The sequence below is a fragment of the Brevundimonas sp. LjRoot202 genome (assembly GCF_964253355.1).
Lineage (GTDB): Bacteria > Pseudomonadota > Alphaproteobacteria > Caulobacterales > Caulobacteraceae > Brevundimonas.
Genome location: NZ_CAXUQW020000004.1, coordinates 140,220 through 156,299, shown reverse-complemented (window position 1 = coordinate 156,299; position 16,080 = coordinate 140,220). Strand labels below are relative to the sequence as shown.

16 protein-coding genes are annotated in these 16,080 nt (G+C 70.5%); 4 read left to right on the top strand and 12 right to left on the bottom strand.

Features of this window, described 5'->3' with window-relative positions; translation table 11 throughout:
- Positions 1–9 precede the first annotated feature (9 nt).
- The 4 genes from ACSQ1L_RS10195 to ald form a co-directional block, all read right to left on the bottom strand.
- Positions 10–1,299 carry a glutamate-5-semialdehyde dehydrogenase gene (locus tag ACSQ1L_RS10195; protein WP_435994547.1) on the bottom strand — a complete coding sequence of 430 codons (1,290 nt, stop codon included), beginning with the start codon at positions 1,297–1,299 and terminating at the stop codon, positions 10–12.
- A gap of 30 nt (positions 1,300–1,329) precedes the next feature.
- Positions 1,330–2,466 (bottom strand): glutamate 5-kinase, encoded by a 1,137-nt coding sequence (gene proB / locus ACSQ1L_RS10190; protein ID WP_435994545.1) that lies wholly within the window; start codon positions 2,464–2,466, stop codon positions 1,330–1,332.
- Positions 2,463–3,521: a GTPase ObgE gene (gene obgE / locus ACSQ1L_RS10185; protein WP_435994543.1), complete on the bottom strand. Its 1,059-nt coding sequence runs from the start codon at positions 3,519–3,521 to the stop codon at positions 2,463–2,465. The genes proB and obgE overlap by 4 nt, the downstream gene beginning before the upstream one ends.
- A 146-nt stretch (positions 3,522–3,667) precedes the next feature.
- A complete protein-coding gene (gene ald / locus ACSQ1L_RS10180) occupies positions 3,668–4,780 on the bottom strand; it encodes an alanine dehydrogenase (protein WP_435994541.1) in 1,113 nt (370 codons plus the stop codon).
- 148 nt (positions 4,781–4,928) lie between these two features.
- On the opposite strand from ald, the gene ACSQ1L_RS10175 reads away from it, so the two are divergent.
- Complete coding sequence (locus ACSQ1L_RS10175; RefSeq protein ID WP_435994539.1) at positions 4,929–5,405, top strand: Lrp/AsnC family transcriptional regulator; 477 nt, start codon at positions 4,929–4,931, stop codon at positions 5,403–5,405.
- Here the strand turns inward: ACSQ1L_RS10175 and ACSQ1L_RS10170 are convergent.
- The 5 genes from ACSQ1L_RS10170 to nepR form a co-directional block, all read right to left on the bottom strand.
- Positions 5,402–6,856 (bottom strand): NAD-dependent succinate-semialdehyde dehydrogenase, encoded by a 1,455-nt coding sequence (locus tag ACSQ1L_RS10170; protein ID WP_435994537.1) that lies wholly within the window; start codon positions 6,854–6,856, stop codon positions 5,402–5,404. The genes ACSQ1L_RS10175 and ACSQ1L_RS10170 overlap by 4 nt on opposite strands.
- Before the next feature lie 162 nt (positions 6,857–7,018).
- Positions 7,019–7,156 carry an entericidin A/B family lipoprotein gene (locus tag ACSQ1L_RS10165; protein WP_435994535.1) on the bottom strand — a complete coding sequence of 46 codons (138 nt, stop codon included), beginning with the start codon at positions 7,154–7,156 and terminating at the stop codon, positions 7,019–7,021.
- 37 nt (positions 7,157–7,193) lie between these two features.
- Positions 7,194–8,936, bottom strand: coding sequence for a sensor histidine kinase PhyK (phyK, locus tag ACSQ1L_RS10160; RefSeq protein WP_435994533.1), 1,743 nt, complete (start codon positions 8,934–8,936; stop codon positions 7,194–7,196).
- A 34-nt stretch (positions 8,937–8,970) separates the two neighbouring features.
- A complete protein-coding gene (locus ACSQ1L_RS10155; protein WP_056448468.1) occupies positions 8,971–9,579 on the bottom strand; it encodes a sigma-70 family RNA polymerase sigma factor in 609 nt (202 codons plus the stop codon).
- Complete coding sequence (nepR, locus tag ACSQ1L_RS10150) at positions 9,576–9,776, bottom strand: anti-sigma T factor NepR (RefSeq protein ID WP_435994531.1); 201 nt, start codon at positions 9,774–9,776, stop codon at positions 9,576–9,578. Before nepR ends, ACSQ1L_RS10155 begins: the two co-directional genes overlap by 4 nt.
- A gap of 196 nt (positions 9,777–9,972) precedes the next feature.
- Between nepR and phyR the strand changes: the two genes are divergently transcribed.
- Positions 9,973–10,770, top strand: a complete 798-nt coding sequence (gene phyR, locus ACSQ1L_RS10145; RefSeq protein ID WP_435994529.1) for an anti-anti sigma factor/receiver protein PhyR — start codon at positions 9,973–9,975, stop codon at positions 10,768–10,770.
- Between the two features lie 63 nt (positions 10,771–10,833).
- On the opposite strand, the gene ACSQ1L_RS10140 is transcribed toward phyR, so the two are convergent.
- Positions 10,834–11,205 (bottom strand): hypothetical protein, encoded by a 372-nt coding sequence (locus ACSQ1L_RS10140; protein ID WP_435994527.1) that lies wholly within the window; start codon positions 11,203–11,205, stop codon positions 10,834–10,836.
- Between the two features lie 344 nt (positions 11,206–11,549).
- Between ACSQ1L_RS10140 and ACSQ1L_RS10135 the strand changes: the two genes are divergently transcribed.
- Together ACSQ1L_RS10135 and ACSQ1L_RS10130 are read left to right on the top strand one after the other, a co-directional pair.
- Positions 11,550–12,572, top strand: a complete 1,023-nt coding sequence (locus tag ACSQ1L_RS10135; RefSeq protein ID WP_435994525.1) for an NADP-dependent oxidoreductase — start codon at positions 11,550–11,552, stop codon at positions 12,570–12,572.
- A gap of 10 nt (positions 12,573–12,582) precedes the next feature.
- Entirely contained in the window at positions 12,583–12,990 is a 408-nt protein-coding gene (locus tag ACSQ1L_RS10130) for an acyl dehydratase (RefSeq protein WP_435994523.1), read from the top strand.
- A 115-nt stretch (positions 12,991–13,105) separates the two neighbouring features.
- Here ACSQ1L_RS10130 and ACSQ1L_RS10125 read toward each other — a convergent pair whose 3' ends face one another.
- Complete coding sequence (locus ACSQ1L_RS10125; RefSeq protein ID WP_435994521.1) at positions 13,106–13,900, bottom strand: SapC family protein; 795 nt, start codon at positions 13,898–13,900, stop codon at positions 13,106–13,108.
- A gap of 97 nt (positions 13,901–13,997) precedes the next feature.
- Positions 13,998–16,034: a TonB-dependent receptor domain-containing protein gene (locus ACSQ1L_RS10120; protein ID WP_435994519.1), complete on the bottom strand. Its 2,037-nt coding sequence runs from the start codon at positions 16,032–16,034 to the stop codon at positions 13,998–14,000.
- Positions 16,035–16,080 lie beyond the last annotated feature (46 nt).

Below are 16,080 nucleotides of genomic sequence, written 5' to 3'. Positions count from 1 at the left end.
GGTGTTCCCTCAGGGCCTTGTCTGCCCCTTGCCGCGGATGACGTATTTGAAGCTGGTCAGCTGTTCCGCCCCGACCGGGCCGCGGGCGTGCAGGCGGCCGGTGGAGATGCCGATCTCGCCGCCGAAGCCGAACTCGCCCCCGTCGGCGAATTGGGTTGAGGCGTTGGCCAGGACGATGCCGGCGTCGGCCTCGGCGAGAAAGCGTTCGATGGCCGCCTCGTCCGAGGCGACGATCGCCTCGGTATGGCCCGAACCGTAGCGCGCCACGTGATCGAGCGCGGCGTCCAGCCCGTCGACCACCTTGACGGCGAGGATCGGCTTCAGGAACTCGGTCGACCAGTCGGCGTCGCTGGCCGCCGTCGCCCCGGGGACGAAGGCGCGGGCGGCGGGGTCGGCGCGCAGTTCGCAGCCGGCCTCGGTCAGGTCGCGGGCGATCAGCGGCAGCAGGGGGGCCGCCGCCGCCCGGTCGATCAGCAGGGTCTCGGCGGCGCCGCACACCGAGACCCGGCGCATCTTGGCGTTCAGGACCACGGCGCGAGCCATGTCGGGATCGGCGCTGGCGTGCACATAGACGTGGTTGACCCCCTCGAGATGGCCCAGCACCGCCACGCGGGCTTCGGTCTTCACGCGTTCGACCAGCGAGCGGCCGCCGCGCGGGATCAGCAGGTCGATCGACCCGTCGAGTCCGGTCAGGATGTGGCCGACGGCGGCGCGGTCGCGGGTGGCGACCATCTGCACCGTGTCGGGCGACAGGCCGGCCCCCTCCAGCCCCTCGATCAGGGCCGCGTGGATGGCGAGGTTGGAGCGCAGGCATTCAGAGCCGCCGCGCAGGATCACGGCGTTGCCGGCTCGCACGGCGAGGGCGGCGGCGTCGGCGGTGACGTCGGGGCGGCTCTCGTAGATGATGGCCAGCACGCCGATGGGCGTGCGCACGCGGGCGATGTCGAGGCCGTTCTGCGGGGTCCAGCGGGCCGTCTCGACCCCGACCGGATCGGGAATGGCGGCGATCGACTCCAGGGCCGAGACCACGCCGTCCAGCCGTTTCGGATCGAGGGCGAGGCGGTCCATCATGGCGGTGGCCATGCCCTTGGCGCGGGCGTCGTCGAGGTCGGCGGCGTTGGCGGCCAGCACCTGGCCCGAGCGGGCGCGCAGGGCCGAAGCCATGCCGGCGATCGCTTTCGTCCGGGTCTCCGGCCCGGCCAGCGTCAGGGTCCGGCCGGCGGCGCGGGCGCGCCGGCCCATGGCGAGCATATCGGCTTCGAGCCTCGAGGCGGCGGCGGCGGAGACGTCCTGGGTCATGTCCCTAAGGTCAGCGTCTGGCCCCGGGATTCAAGGGGCGGCGGTCTCGCGCAGGGCGAGGTCGTCGGCGTGGACCACCACCGGACCCCCGGCGTAGCCCAGCGCCGACTCGAGGTCGCCGGAGCGGACGCCGACGATCTTCGACACCTCCCCGGCGTCGTAGCGGGCCAGGCCGCGGGCGATCTGGGCGCCGGTCCCGTCGACAATCTCGACCGGGTCGCCCTTGCCGAAATCGCCGTCGGCCGAGATCAGCCCGACCGCCAGCAGCGACTTGCCGCCGGCGAGGGCCCGGGCGCAGCCCGCATCGACGACCAGCCGGCCGCGGGTGGCCAGCGAACCGCCGATCCATTGCTTGTAGGCGGCCTTCACCGTGGTGGCGGGGGCGATCAGGGTGCAGCGCCGGTCGTCGGCGAGCACCGGCGTGGGGCGGCCGTCGGCGATCAGGGTGGCGCAGCCGGCCGCGGCGGCGATGCGGGCCGCCATCAGCTTGGTGGCCATGCCGCCGGCGCCGACCCCGGCCTCGGCGTTGGCCCCGGTCGCCATGGCCTCGATGTCCGGCGTCAGGCTCCCGACGAAAGGAATATGGGTCGCCGCCGGGTCGCGGCGCGGGTCGGCGGTGTACAGACCATCGACATCGGACAGCAGGATCAGCAGGTCGGCGCCGATCATCTGGGCCACGCGGGCGGCGAGGCGATCGTTGTCGCCGTATTTGATCTCCTCGGTGACGACGGTGTCGTTCTCGTTGAAGATCGGCGCCGCGCCCATCTCCAGCAGCGCGCTCACGGTGGCGCGGGCGTTCAGCCAGCGGCGCCGGGTTTCCGTGTCGTCGCGGGTGAGGAGGATCTGGGCGGCCACGACGCCGTGCGGGTCGAGCACCGACTCCCAGGCGTGCATCAGCCTCGACTGGCCGGCGGCGGCGGCGGCCTGCCGGCGTTCAAGGCCGGGTCCCCGGGCGCGCTCGCCAAGCCGGCGGCGACCCAGCGCCACGGCGCCGGACGAGACCACGACCACCTGCTTGCCCGCGGATCGCCAGGCGGCGATGGCGGCGGCGAAGCCCTCCAGCCGCGCCATGTCCACGGCGTCGGTCGCGGGGTCGACGATCAGCGAGGAGCCGATCTTGAGGACAATCCGGTGCGCGGCGGCGACCGCGGCGGCGGCCGTGGTCACGGGGCCCAGCCGCCGGGGGTCTCGACGACGGTCTCGTCCTGCTCGGCCGGGGCGACCTCGCCGCGGTCCTTGCGCACCTCGGTCCAGGCGGCGCGGAGCAGTTCGGTGACGCCCTCGCCCGAGACGCCGGAGACCAGCATCGGGCGTTTGCCGGCGACGGCTTCCAGCTCGGCGGCCTTCTCCTCGCGCGCGGCGGGGGTCAGGGCGTCGATCTTGTTCAGGGCCAGCACCTCGGGCTTGTCGGCGAGACCGGCGCCGTAGGCCTCGAGCTCATGGCGGATGATGCGGTAGGCGCGGGCGACGTCGTCCTGGGTCCCGTCGATCAGGTGGATCAGGCAGCCGGAGCGCTCGACGTGGCCGAGGAAGCGGGTGCCGATGCCGGCCCCCTCGTGGGCGCCCTCGATCAGGCCGGGGATGTCGGCGATGACGAAGCGCTCGGTGGCCGACAGGTCGACCACGCCGAGGTTGGGCACCAGGGTCGTGAACGGGTAGTCGGCGATCTTGGGCCGCGCGGCCGAGGCGGCGGCGAGGAAGGTCGACTTGCCGGCGTTGGGCAGGCCGGCGAGGCCGACGTCGGCGATCAGTTTGAGCCGCAGCCAGATCCACCGCTCCTGGCCTTCCTGACCGGGGTTGGCGTAGCTGGGGGCCTGGTTGGACGGGCCCTTGAAGCGGACGTTGCCCCAGCCGCCGTTGCCGCCCTTGAGCAGCAGCTCGGTCTTGCCGGCGACATCCATGTCGAGCAGCACGGTCTCCTTGTCCTCGTCGAGCACCTGGGTGCCGACGGGGACCTTGAGGATGACGTCCTCGCCCTTGGCCCCGTGCATCTGCCGGCCCATGCCGTGCACGCCGGTCTGGGCCTTGAAATGCTGCTGGTAGCGGTAGTCGATCAGGGTGTTCAGCCCCTCGACCGCGGTGATCCAGACGTTGCCGCCGTTGCCGCCGTCGCCGCCGTCCGGGCCGCCGTTGGGAATGAATTTTTCGCGCCGGAACGAGACGGCGCCCGCCCCGCCGTTGCCGGAGCGGATATAGATCTTGGCCTGGTCGAGAAACTTCATCGCGGGCTTATGGCGCAAGAGAGCGGCGAATTACAGGCAGTAGGCAGTAGGGCGCGGGAGCTGGAACCGCTTACGGCCCGGCCGGGGGCCGTAGGCCGCGGCGCTCAGATACCGACTGCCTACCGCCTACCGCCTAATGCCTCGTCTCAGCCCCACACGCCGAACGGATCGCTCCACGGCATGTCCATCGCCTCGGCGACCGCCGGGTAGGTGATCTCGCCCTTGAGCACATTGAGGCCGCGGGCGAGGTGCGGGTTCTTCTTCAGCGCTTCCAGCCCGTGGTCGGCCAGGGCCAGGCCGAACGGCAGGGTGGCGTTGTTGAGGGCTTCCGAGGAGGTCCGCGGCGCGGCGCCCGGCATGTTGGCGACGCAATAGTGGACGACGCCGTCGACGACATAGGTCGGATCGGCGTGGGTGGTGGCGTGGCTGGTCTCGAAACAACCACCCTGGTCGATGGCCACGTCGACCAGCACCGAGCCGGGCTTCATCTGCTTCAGGTGCTCGCGCTTGATCAGCTTGGGCGCCTCGGCCCCGGGGACCAGCACGGCGCCGATGATGACGTCGGCCTTGACCAGCTCCTCCTCGATCGCGCCGATCGAGGAATAGCGGGTCACGACCCGGCCGTTGGTGACCTCGTCGATATAGGCCATGCGCGGGATGGAGCGTTCGAGCACGACCACCTCGGCGCCGAGGCCCATGGCCATGCGGGCGGCGTTGAAGCCGACCACGCCGCCGCCCAGCACCAGCACGCGGGCCGGGGCCACGCCCGGGACGCCGCAGAACAGCAGACCCATGCCGCCGTTGTGTTTGAGCAGGGTCTCGGCGGCCGAGAAGACGGCGATGCGGCCGGCGACTTCGGACATCGGGGCCAGCAGCGGCAGGCCCTTGCGGTCGTCGGTGACGGTCTCATAGGCGATGGCGGCGCATTTCGAGGCCAGCAGGCCCTTGGTCTGCTCGGGATCGGGGGCGAGGTGCAGGTAGGTGAACAGGATCTGGTCCTCGCGGAGCATCTCCCACTCGACCTTCTGCGGCTCTTTGACCTTCACGATCATGTCGCTGTCGGCGAAGATCTGCGCCGCGGTGGCGACGATCTTCGCGCCGGCCTTCTTGTAGTCGGCGTCGGTGAAGCCGGCCCCGAGGCCCGCGCCTTCCTGCACCGAGACCGTATGGCCATGAGCGACGTACTCGCGCACCGCCGTCGGGGTCAGGCCGATGCGATGCTCGTTCTTCTTGATCTCGGTGGGGACGCCGACGCGCATGGGAGATTCCTCTTCCTGATGGGGTTGCGGGCCCGCTCTGCGGCGGCCTCGCCTCGCGCGGCAATCTAGCGAGGGTCCGCGCGCAGGTTCCTGTTCTTTTCGGCGACTGAGCGGCGTACAGTCGCAGAATCCACGAACGAGGCCGCCTTTGAAGACCGTTTCTGCCGTCGCCCTCGACGACACCGATCGCAAGATGATCCGCGCCCTTCAGGGCGACGGGCGGATGACCAACGCCGATCTGGCGCGCACCGTGAACCTGTCGGAGAGCGCCTGCCTGCGCCGGCTGCGGGCGCTGGAGGCGGCGCAGGTGATCAGCCGCTACGCCGCCATCGTCAACGAGCGCGCCGTCGGCCTGCCGATCAGCGTGTTCGTCACGGTCACCCTGTCGTCCCAGGCCGAGGCGGCGCTGACCGCCTTCGAGACCGCCATCTCGACCGTGCCGGAGGTGGTCGAATGCTATCTGATGACCGGCGGCTCGGACTATCTGCTGCGGCTGGTGGTGCGCGATGTCGACGACCTTGAGCGGGTCCACTCGCGCGAACTGACCCGCATCCCGGGGGTGACCCGGGTGTCGTCCAGCGTGGCGATGCGGACGGTGGTCAAGCGTGGGGCGTTGCCGGTCTAGCCGATCGCCAGGGTCACCGCCTTGATGTCCACATACTCGTCGATGCCGTGGGTCGAGCCCTCGCGGCCGTAGCCCGACTGCTTGACCCCGCCGAACGGGGCGACGGCGGTGGAGATGAGGCCGGTGTTGACGCCGCACATGCCGGCCTCGATGCGGCGGCCGATGCGCAGGGCCCGGTCGAGGTCGCGGGTGAACAGGTAGGAGGCGAGACCGAACTCGCTGTCGTTGGCCTTGCCCACCACCTCGTCCTCGCTGTCGAACGGGAAGACCGGGATCAGCGGGCCGAACGTCTCCTCGCGGCGGAACAGGGCGTCGTCGCCGCCGAGGGTCACGGTCGGCTGGAAGAAGCGGCCGCCCAGGGCGTGCCGGCCGCCGCCGGTCAGGATCTTTCCACCCGCCGCGACGGTTTTCGCCAGATGGTCCTCGACCTTGGCGATGGCCTTGTCCTCGATCAGCGGGCCGACCTTGACGCCGGGCTCGAAGGCCGCGCCGACGGGAATCTGCGCCACCGCCCCGGCCAGCTTGCGGGCGTACTCATCGGCCACGGACCGCTCGACATAGACCCGGTTCGGGCAGACGCAGGTCTGGCCCGAGTTGCGGAACTTGCCCTTGATGGTCTCGGCCACCGCCAGATCGAGATCGGCGTCGGCGAAGACGATCAACGGCGCGGCGCCGCCCAGCTCCATCGACACCCGCTTCAGGGTCGGGGCGCACTGTTCGGCGAGCAGGCGGCCGACGGGCGTCGAGCCGGTGAAGCTGAGCTTGCGGATCAGGGGCGAGGCGGTCAGCACGCCGCCGATGGTCGCCGCGTCGCCGGTGACGACGCTGAGCACGCCCTTGGGCAGGCCCGCCTGGTACGCCAATTCCGCCAGGGCGATGGCGGTGAAGGGTGTCTGGCTGGCCGGCTTGACCACGGCGGTGCAGCCGGCGGCGAAGGCCGGGCCCAGCTTGCGGGTCAGCATGGCGGCGGGGAAGTTCCACGGCGTGATGAAGGCGCACGGCCCGACCGCCTCGCGGAAGGTCAGGATGACGTGGCCCAGCGGCGTGTCCTGGGTCTCGCCCAGCAGGCGTTCGGCCTCGCCGGCGAACCATTTGATGAAGCCGTTGGCGTAGGCGACCTCGCCCTTGGCTTCCTCGAACGGCTTGCCGTTCTCGAGCGCCATCAGCGCCCCGAGCCCCTCGGCGTTCTCGTCGATCAGCCGGGCCCACTCCCTCAGGAAGGCCGAGCGCCGGTGCGGATCGGAGCGCGACCATTCGGGGAAGGCGTCATGCGCCGCCTGGATGGCCCGTTCGGTCTCCGCCACCCCGAGGTCCGGAACATGGCCGAGAATCTCGCCCGTCGCCGGGTCGTCGACGGCGAGCCGGGTCGCCGAGACCGCCGGCTCGCCGGCGATCAGCGCGTGCTCGCGCAACAGTTGGAGGCCGGCCTCGCGGCCTTTCGGTTCGGTCATGGTCCTGGTCCGGCTGGGGAGCGACGGCGACTGGGTATCACAGCGGCGGCCCGGGCGCCCGCATGGGCCGCCTCCGGCAAGCAAAGGCCCGCTGGCGGAGAGCCGAGCGGGCCTTCTTCGACCGTACCGCGTGTCGGGGGAGAACCGCGGCCGGGAAGGGCTCTAGTTCTGGGCGTCTTCCGCCGCGTCGGTCACGGCTTCGCCGGCGGCGGATGCGTCCTGCCCGACACCCGAAATGGTGTTGCAGGCGGCCGTGGTCAGGGCGGCGGCGGCGGCGAACAGAACGAAAATCTTCCGCATGGTGCGATCTCCTGGCGCCGGGGGAGCGGCGTGCGCATCAAGAACGTCGGGGCGCCGCACGGGTTCCAAGATCGGCCGGGTCAGTCGGCGTCACCGCCTCGGGCGTGGCGAAGGTCATGCGGGCGATCGTCCCGCCACTTGGCGCCGAGACCATCTCGACCTCGCCGCGAAGCTGTTTGGCGAAGGCGCCCATGAGGGTGCGGCCGACCCCGGCGCGGAAGGTCTCGCCGACGCCGGGCCCGTCGTCCTCGACCTCCAGCACGCTGGTCTCGCCCTCGACGCGGAAGCGCACCTTGAGCGCGCCGCCGCGACCGGCGAAGGCGTGTTTCTGGGCGTTGGTGACGGCCTCGACCAGCCACAGGGCGAGGGGGGCCAGCTTGTCCGGGTCGACGACGAGGGAGTCGGCCTCGACCGACGAGGTCACCACCGGCCCCCGGCCGGCCTCGCTGGAGACCAGCTGGCCGACCAGTTCGGTCAGGAAGATGCGGGCGTCGGCGTAGCGCAGGTCGGCGCTCTGATAGAGGGTGCGGTAGATCAGGGCGAGCGCCGAGATGCGCTGGCGGGTGTCGCCCACCGCCGTCTTCGCCAGCGGATCGGTGAGGGCGCGCTGCTGCATCGACAGCAGGGACGAGATGATCTGGAGATTGTTCTTCACCCGGTGATGGATCTCGCGCATCAGCGCGTCCTTCTCCTCGATTGAGGCGTTCAGGGCGGAGTCGCGGGTGGTGATGGTGTCGGCCAGATCGTCGAGGGTGCGGGCCAGCACCCGGATCTCGGCCGGCGCGTTCATCGCCTGGACCGGACGCACCGAGAAACGGCCGCGCGCGTAGATGGCCGCCACCCGCTCGAGATAGACCAGCCAGCGCACCACGATGCGCTCAGACACCCACATCACCGCCACGAAGGCGATCAGCCAGGCCAGCAACGGCACCAGCAGCGCCCCGACCGGGTTGAGCCGGGCCCATGAGAGGAGCCCCGGCGCGGGCGCGGACAGCAGGGCGTAGACGTCCCGCCCGGCCAGGGCCGCGCCGGCGTAGACGCGGGGCCGGCCACGCGCGTCGTCGGCCTCGAAGATGGCCGAGGCGTCGCGTCGCGCCCGGGCCACCCATCCGGTGACGCTGCGCCCTTTCGACAGGACGAAGGCGTCCGGGTCGGTGGCCGTCAGGATGCGGCCGTCCCCGTCCGTGAGCGCGGCCTGTGACCCTTCCGGAAGGGCCCGGTCGGCGACGTCGGGCTGGAGCGCGGACAGCGGGATGACCGCGGCCATGACCCCGTCGAACGCGCCGAGCGGGCGTTCGAGGCGGATGGCCACGATCAGGCCGGGCTCCTCTCCCGGCCGGACGGGCGCGCGGGCCAGGACGGTGTCCTCGCCGCTGCGCAGCCGCTGGAACCACGGCGAGGCGCGGGCCTGGGTCAGCCAGGCGGGTGAGGCGGCGGTGAGCTGCTCCGAGGCGCACACGGTTTCGGCGGTGGGGCTCAGGCGGGCCAGACCCTCCAGATCCTCGATGCGCTGGACCAGGGCGCTCAGCCGGGGCTGGCAGAACAGCTCCAGCGCCTCGGGCCGCAGCGCCTGGAGCAGGACCGTGGTGCTGTCGAGCCGGCCCTTGACGTTGGCGGCGGTCCGCTCGGCGGCGAGCTGAAGGTCGTCGCGGCGCTGCAGATCCTGAACCCGGAACTGGGCGTCGGCCTGAAAGGCGCCGAGGGCCAGGACCGGCAGCAGGGCGAGAGCGAGCGCGGCGCCCAGGCGGAAGCGGATGCCCTGGAACTGCGGCGGGGCCAAACCCCGTCCGAGCGCTCGCCCGAGGCGGATCACCTCAGCCCCGAACGCTGCTCAGGCGATCAGCATCCGCAAGTATGGACCGCATGGCGTCGCCGGCGGCGCGGCCGTCGCGGGCGTAGCCGCCACGCTCGAGCGTGGCCTGCAGCGCCTTGCGGGCGCGGGAGACGCGACTCTTCACTGTGCCGACGGCGCACTGGCAGATTTCGGCCGCCTCCTCGTAGGCGAAGCCGCCCGCGCCGACCAGGATCAGGGCCTCGCGCTGCTCCTCGGGCAGGGTGGCGAGCGCCAGGCGCAGCTCGTCGAGCGCGACCGGCGATTCCGGATCGTCGACGGCCACGAGGGTGCGTTCGGCGGCTTCCTGATCCAGCTGCGACTGGCGCCACGAGCGGCGCTTCTCCGAATAGAACTGGTTGCGCAGGATCATGAAGGTCCAGGCCTTCATGTTGGTGCCCATCTGATAGCTGGCGCGGGCGTCCCATGCCTTCATCATGGCGTCCTGGGCCAGGTCGTCCGCCGCGGTCGGGTCGCCGGTCAGGGTCCGCGCAAACGCCCGCAGGTGCGGAATCAGCGCGACCAGCTCCCTCTTGAAGGCGTTGTCGTCGGCGGAGGGAGGCTTGGGCGGCGGGTTTGACGCGCCACTCATGCGCCGCCCCTGCCTGACGAGCGATCGTCGGCCCGGCGGAGGATGTCCAGGAACTCGTCCGGGACCGGCTCGTTCACGACCTCGTCGAACATGTGGCGGAGTTTGACCCCGATGGCCTGCTGACGAAGGCGCGCTTCCTCGAGAGCGGGGCCGCCCGGGGGCGCCGCCTTGCGGGAAGGGTTCGAATTGTCTGTCATTGAATGAACGGCCGCCACCCTGACGCTGTTGCTGCGATTGCCGAAAACGCCAGCGTCGAAGGAGAGTTCCTAAGTCACGTCGGTTTAATGCTCAAGCTTTGCCTGCTTCACCGGGAACCGTGGCCGATTTGATACGTTGACGGGGACTGCCGAGGTCCCAATCTGACGGGACCGCTTTTTTTGTCGGGGAATATTCATGAGCCTTCTGGCCCGTCTTGCGCCGCATCTGCCTTATGTGCGTCGCTACGCTCGTGCGTTGACCGGGGACCAGACCACCGGGGACAACTATGTCCGCGTCGCGCTGGAAGCTCTCGCCGCGGGCGAGCGCCAGCTGCCGCCGGAAATGACGCCTCGGGTCGCCCTCTATCACGTGTTCCACGCCATCTGGGCCTCGACCGGCGCCCAGCTGGAGGACAAGAGCGGCATGGAGGGCGGCCGCGACGACCCCTCGCGCCGCCTGATGCAGATCGCCCCGCGCTCGCGCCAAGCCTTCCTGCTGACCGCGCTCGAAGGGTTCACCCCGTCCGAGGCGGCGCAGATCCTCGACGCCGACGCCATGGACGTGGAGCGGCTGATCGCCGAGGCCCAGTCCGACATCGACGCCGAACTGGCCACCGACGTGCTGATCATCGAGGACGAGGCGATCATCTCGGCCGATATCGAGAGCCTGGTGAAGGAACTGGGCCATCGGGTCACCGGCACCGCCACCACCCATGACGAGGCCGTCGACGCCGTCGCCCGCCATCGTCCGGGCCTGGTCCTGGCCGACATCCAGCTGGCCGACGGCTCTTCGGGCATCGACGCGGTCAAGGACATCCTCAAGCGGATCGACGTGCCGGTGATCTTCATCACCGCCTTCCCCGAGCGGCTGCTGACCGGCGAACGGCCCGAGCCGACCTTCCTGATCACCAAGCCGTTCCAGCCGGAGACGGTGAAGGCGGCGATCAGCCAGGCGCTGTTCTTCCATCCGTCGCGCCAGCGCGAAGCGGCCTGATTTCTCCCCGAACTGCGGAAAGCCCCGGTCGCAGGACCGGGGCTTTTTGCATGGACCGCTGACCTATTGGACAGCGGCCGGCGCGGGTTCAGTGGCGACGGCGGGAGCGTTGACGTTCGGGGTCTCGCCCGTCGCCGGCCAGGTCGGCTGGCCGGTGGAGGTGGTCGGCGCGTCGGCCGCGGGGGTTTCGACCGGGTCCGCCTGGAAGGCCGCGGCGTCGACGGCCTGGTCGCCGTCGTTGGCGTTGGTCCTGGAGAAGCCGCCCTGGCTGACGAACCACATGCCGAGCAACAGGATGGCGACGGCGGCCAGAGAGACCAGAAGCAGGGTCAGGATGCGGACGCCGCCGCGGCCGCCCCGCACATACTGGGCCTCGACGGGGCGGCCCTCATGGACCGCGTCGGCGGCCTTGTCGTGGGGGGATTGGTGCGTCATGGCGGGGCTCCGACGGCGGTTGCGCTATGCGGTGTGAACGTCCCGGCCAGCGCGGCCGTTCCGGTGTTCGCCCCGCGCGCGAAAAAAGTTCGAAAGCGGTGGAACCCTCCGTTGGCCGCTCCGTTATCGGTCTGCGGAGGCGGCGACGCCCCCCCGACTTGAGACTGGTGAAAACCAGTCTGTCGCCTCCGCGCCTCATTCTCGATGATGCCACTTCAGGCGGGCCTCCAGGGCCCGCCTTTTTCTTTGCTCCCGCGCTGGACAGGCGGCGCGGCCTGGTCATGATGGCCCGTCCTGAAAGAAAACCTGCCCGAAGGGCGATAGCGTCAGAGAAGGAGAGCGCCATGGCTCGCGTCAATCGTCAGTGGGTGCTGCGCCAGCGGCCGAAGGGCCTGGTCCGGCCCGGCGATCTGGAGCTGGTCGAGGCGCCGGTGCCGGCGTTGAGCGAGTCCGAGGTGCTGGTCCGCACCGTCTATCTGTCTCTGGACCCGACCAACCGCACCTGGATGAACGACGCCGAAGGCTATCTGCCGCCGGTGCCGCTGGGCGGCGTGATGCGCGGCCTGACCCTGGGCGTGGTCGAGGAGAGCCGGTCGAGCCGCTTCCGCGCCGGCGACATCGTCACCCCCCTGTCGGGCGGCTGGGCCGACTACGCCGTCGTGCCCGAGATGCAGCTGCGCCCGGTGCACCGCGCGCCGGGCCTGCCCCTGACGGCCAACCTGTCCGTGCTCGGCATGACCGGCATGACCGCCTATTTCGGCGTCACCGACGTGCTCAAGGCCAAGGCCGGCGAGACGCTGGTGATCTCGGCCGCCGCGGGCGCCGTCGGCTCGATCGCCGGTCAGGTGGCCAGGGCCCGGGGCGTCCGCGTCATCGGCATCGCCGGCGGACCGGACAAATGCCGCTGGCTGACGGAGGAACTCGGCTTCGACGCCGCCGTCGACTACAAGAACGAGGATGTCGGGGAGGCGCTGGACCGGCTCGCCCCGGACGGGATCGACCTCAATTTCGAGAACGTCGGCGGCGACATCATGATCGCCGTGTTCAACCGGCTGAAGACCCACGGCCGGATGGCCGTGTGCGGCCTGATCTCGGCCTACAACGCCACCAAGGCGCCGCCGTCGCCGAACTTCGGCCGGATCATCACCCACCGTCTCAACATCCAGGGCTTCCTGGTGCTCGACTACGCCCACCGTGGCCGCGAGATGGCCGCCGAGATGGGGCCGTGGCTCAGCGACGGCACGGTCAAGTGGAAGGTCCACGTCGACGACGGGCTGGAGGGGGCGGTGGATTCGCTGAACCGCTTGTTCACCGGCGACCATGACGGCAAGCTTCTGGTGCGGGTCTCCGAAGAGCCCGCAGGCTGAGGGACCCGGAATGACCGAACCGCTCCACGTCCATTTCGAGGACCTGGCCGTGGGCGAGGTCGTTCCGCTGGGCGCCTGCATGGTCGACGAGGCCGCCATGGACGTGTTCGTCGAGCGGTTTTCGCCGGGATGGGACGTCTCTTACGGCGCGCCCGACGCGATGGTCTACGCCCTGTGGAGCCGGCTGTTCGCCGACAAGGTCTCGGGCTGGGCCCAGTCCAAGGTGCTGGCCGTCGACGGCCTGCGCTACATGCGCAATCCGCCCGCCGGCGAACTGATGCGCGGCCGGATGACGGTCATGGGCAAGGACCCGGTTGGCGACGAGAAGGGCATCGTCATCGCCCAGCACGACCTGCTCGACGAGGCCGGCCGGTTGATCTTCTCGTGTCTGACCCGGGCGCTGCTGGCCCGCCGCTGACGCGGCGGGAGGCAGTAGGGATCAGGCAGTAGGCAGCAGGAGAAGCGGTGCAGATCAGACGGCCTGCCTGAGCGGGCCTCCCTACTGCCTGATCCCTACTGCCTACTGCCTCTGATCAGGCGTTGCCGGCGACCGGCTGGGCCGTGGCGGCCTTCTGGAAGGCGATGGCGATCAGGCGATCCCAGCCCAGCAGCGACACCAGATGGGCGTAGATCTGGCCCAGAGCCCCATTGTCGCGCAGCTCGGCCAGCTTCTCGGCCGGCAGGGCCTTCAGCTTGTCTTCCGAAACCGCGAAATACTCGGCGATCTTCTGCGGCGCGGCGGCCGAACCGTCGGGATTGCGCGGGGTGAAGACCGACTCGCGGGTCTCCAGCAGGTCGAGGTCGGCCAGCAGCTTGACGAAGGCCTCGGTGCGCAGGCGCTCCTGTTCGAAGTTGTTGCAGAACTCCATCGCCTGCTCGACGTAGGGCGAGGGCTTGCCCTCGACGAACAGCGGAGTGGCGCCGCCTTCCTTGATGAAGGGCGCTTCGCGGTCGACGCACAGGATCAGGCGCTTCTGGACCTCGTCGTTGGCGAAGACGAAGGGATAGCGGCGCACATAGGCCGGGATGTAGGCCTCGGCGCGGAAGGCGCCGGCCTCGTCGATGAACAGGTTCTCGCCCTGGCGCAGACCCATGACCGCGACCGGCTGGCGCGCCTCGCCGACGAAGATCACCGGATAGCTCAGCGCCGCCGGCGCGAACTCGGTGACCGTCAGGGGCACGATGTTGGTGTTGGCCGCGAAAGCGTACGGCTGCTCGACCGGATTGACGCCCAGCGCGCCGTGGGCCTCGACCGAGAGCGGCTCCGGCTTGCCGTAGAACAGGACGTTGCCCGAAAGCGGGCTGGCGTTGGCGATGGTGTCGGTCATGGACGCGAAACGAGCTCTGGAAGGAAAAAGGGAAGCGCGCTTCTAGCCCAGACGACCCCGGGCGGCAAACGCGGTTCCCCTCATGGGGGCGACGCCGTCAGAAACGCCAGGTGATCCCCGCCCGCAGGCTGCGACCCGGCAGGGGGGCGATGTCCTTCTGGAAGCTGGCGTGCTCGCGCGCCTCGGCGTCGGTCAGGTTGGACGCTTCCGCGAAGACGGTGACGTTGCGGTCGGCGAACGGCCGGATCGCACCCTTCAGGCTGACCAGGGTGTAGCTGTCGGTCGGCCGTTCGAAGGCGGCCGTGCGGTCCTGCTCGCCGACATGGCGGACCTCGACCCCGGCGTCGACGCGACGCGAGGTCCAGTCGAGTCCGGCCGTCACCGACCACGGCGGAATGCGCGCCGCCGGCCCGAGATCGGTCGTGGCGCGCACCCAGTCGGCGGCGCCGGTCAGGGCGAGGCCGCGATCACCGCTCTCCCACAGCCTGTACTCCGCCTCGGCCTCGAAGCCGCGGAAGTCGGCGTCGGTCTGGACATACTGGAAGATCGGCAGGCCGGAGTCGGGGTCGTCGACGCCGGTCGGCCTCAGGTCGATGAAGCCGTCGTAGCGGGCCGAATAGGCGTGCAGGTCGGCCTCGAACGGACCCTTGGCGAAGTGCACGGTCGCCTCGACCGAGGTCGCCACCTCGGAGTCCAGGTCGATATCTCCGATCTCGAAGGCGCCGGTGGCGACGTGGGCGCCCTGGGCGAACAGCTCGACCTCGCTGGGCGCGCGCTCGTTGCGGGCCACGCTGAGGCCGAGGAACAGGGGGGCGGTCGGGCGGAAGAACACGCCGGCCGAGGCCGAGACGTTGGAGAAGTCGCGCTCGGCCGCGACGCTTTCCAGCGACCGCCTGTCCAGCCGCAGGCCGCCCTCGAAGCCGAGGCCGCCGCGGTCGAAGCGCTGGACGGTGTAGAGCCCCTGCTCACTGATGTCGGTGCGGGGCACATAGGCCTCGTCGCCGACGGCGTCGAAGGTGCGGTCCAGGAGCTGGGCCCCGACCACGCCCTGCCAGCCGTTGCGCTCGCGCTGGATCAGTTCGAACCGGCCCTCGGCGCCGTCGGAGAAGAATTGGGTGCCGATCTCGTCGCCCTCGAATTCGGTGTGGGCGTAGTCGGCCCAGCCGGCGGACAGGCGCGCGGCGCTGAACGGGCCGGTCTCGAAGGTCAGTTCGCCGCGCAGATCGTAGCGCGTCTGCTCGAGGCCGATGGAGACGCCCTCCTCGCCATGGGCCTCTTCCTCCTCCTCACCCTCCTCATGCTCATGCTCGTGTCCGGGCACGCCATAGGTGGTGTCGACGTGTTTGGCCGAGAAGCCGACGTAGCCGCGCGGGCCGATCCAGCTGACCCCCGCCCCGTACTGGTCCAGCTGGACGAAGGTGTTCTCGACGGTGCGTTCGTCGCCGGGTTCCTCACCCTCCTCGTCGAGCAGGCGCTGCGATTCGGGGAACACCGGCACGTCGTAGTCCGAGGCCTCGCGGGTGAAGCCGTCGACCGTCAGGACCAGCGGCCCGGCGTTGGCCTTCAGGCGGGCCCCGAGGCTCGAGCCGTCGTCGACCGTCGAATACTGCGCCGAGACATGGCCGTCGACGCCCTCCGGCCGTTCGGTCGGGATGCGGTCGTCGATGATGTTGACCACCCCGCCGATGGCCGAGCCGCCGAACACCAGGGTCGAGGGGCCGCGCACGATCTCGATGCGGCGGGCCTCGCCCGGATCGACGGCGACCTGGTGGTCGGGCGACACCGAACTGGCGTCGATCATGCCGAGGCCGTTGGTCAGAACCTGCACGCGGGGACCCGACAGGCCGCGGATCACCGGCCGGCTCGCGCCCGGGGCGAAATTGGTGCTGCGCACGCCGGGCAGGCCGTTGACCAGATCGCCCAGGGTCGCGGCCGGGGCCACCGCCAGATCCTCCTCGTCCAGCACGTCGACCGCCAGCAGGCTGGCGCGGTCGGTGACCCCGAAGGGCGCGCCGGTGACAATGACGTCGTCCACGTGAAGCTCCCGCGGCTGCGGCAGGCTCTGGGCGGCGGCGACACCGCCGAGGGCGGTCCAGCTGGCGGCGGCGAGAAGAAGGGCGCGGTGGGAAATCATACAGGAGCCTCACGTCGGAAGGCGTTGTGTTATGAGATAACATCAC